At 60.8% G+C, this 1,025-nt stretch carries 3 protein-coding genes; all 3 read left to right on the top strand.

Annotated elements, in window-relative coordinates; translation table 11 throughout:
- Positions 1–197, top strand: a 197-nt coding sequence (locus KW821_RS21345; RefSeq protein WP_371317621.1) for a type VI secretion system-associated FHA domain protein, incomplete at its 5' end; no start/stop codon positions are given.
- Positions 197–712, top strand: coding sequence for a type VI secretion system lipoprotein TssJ (tssJ, locus tag KW821_RS21340; protein WP_163156594.1), 516 nt, complete (start codon positions 197–199; stop codon positions 710–712). The genes KW821_RS21345 and tssJ, both read left to right, overlap by 1 nt.
- A 2-nt stretch (positions 713–714) precedes the next feature.
- The coding region (gene tssK, locus KW821_RS21335; protein WP_218292848.1) for a type VI secretion system baseplate subunit TssK at positions 715–1,025 on the top strand (311 nt) is incomplete at its 3' end.

Below are 1,025 nucleotides of genomic sequence, written 5' to 3'. Positions count from 1 at the left end.
CGCTGCTCGGCCGCTTCGAGCACTACCGCCGCACCGGTACCCCGGGCATGGCCGACGAGGGCTGGGCCTGGAACATGTACCAGCACTACTACCGCGAGCTCACCTCTGCCCGCCAGCAAGGGTTCGACAAGCTGTTCCATCAGGTCTATGCCCAGGCATACGACCAGGCCGTGCGTCAGCAACAGGGACTGATTTGATGATACGTGCGCTGATGCTGGGGGCCTGTCTGTTGGCCCTGGCAGCTTGTACCACCATGGGCAAGATGGCTGATGTGGCCATGGATCCGGATATCCAGGTGGGCAGCAATGACGATCAACCCTCGACTCTGGGGCTGAGCCTGCTGGCCGAGCCGGACGTCAATCCCAACGGCAGCGGGGAGGCGGCACCAATCGAGTTCCAGGTGCTGCTGCTGGCCGAGGATTCCAAGCTGCTTGCCACCGATTACGACCAGGTGACCGAGGACGTGGAGAAGGCCCTTGGCAAGAACTACCTGGATCATCAGGACTACACCCTGCTGCCGGGCCAGTTCAAGTACCTGCCCCCCATCAAGCTCGACGAGAAGACCCGCTACATCGGGGTGATCGCCCGCTATGCCGATCCGGACAGCGCCGAGTGGCGCAAGGTCATCAAGGTCAAGAGCCTGGGCCGAGCCTATCAAATTCTGGTTCATCTGCGTCTGGATGAAGTAGAGCTGCAACAAGAAGAAGAATAACCATGTCGAGTCGAAATCGGGTTATCTGGCGTGAGGGGCTGTTCATCAAGCCCCAGCACTTCCAGCAACAACAAAGACATTCGGAGTACGCGCTGCACGCTCGCCTGAGTGCGCTCAGCGACTATTTCTACGGGCTGCAGACGCTCGTCATCAACGAGGATTACCTGGGGTTCGGCCGCATCGCCCTGGTGGGGGCCACCGGCATCCTGCCCGATGGCACCGTCTTCAATATTCCGAACGACGATGTGCTGCCGACTCCCCTCGAGATCACCGACGCCTCGGTGGCGAACCAGAAGGTCTATCTGGCGCTGCC

Origin of the sequence: Aeromonas sp. sif2416, from assembly GCF_019218665.1 — a bacterium.
GTDB lineage: Bacteria > Pseudomonadota > Gammaproteobacteria > Enterobacterales > Aeromonadaceae > Aeromonas > Aeromonas encheleia.
This window is presented reverse-complemented; position numbering and strand designations above follow the sequence as displayed.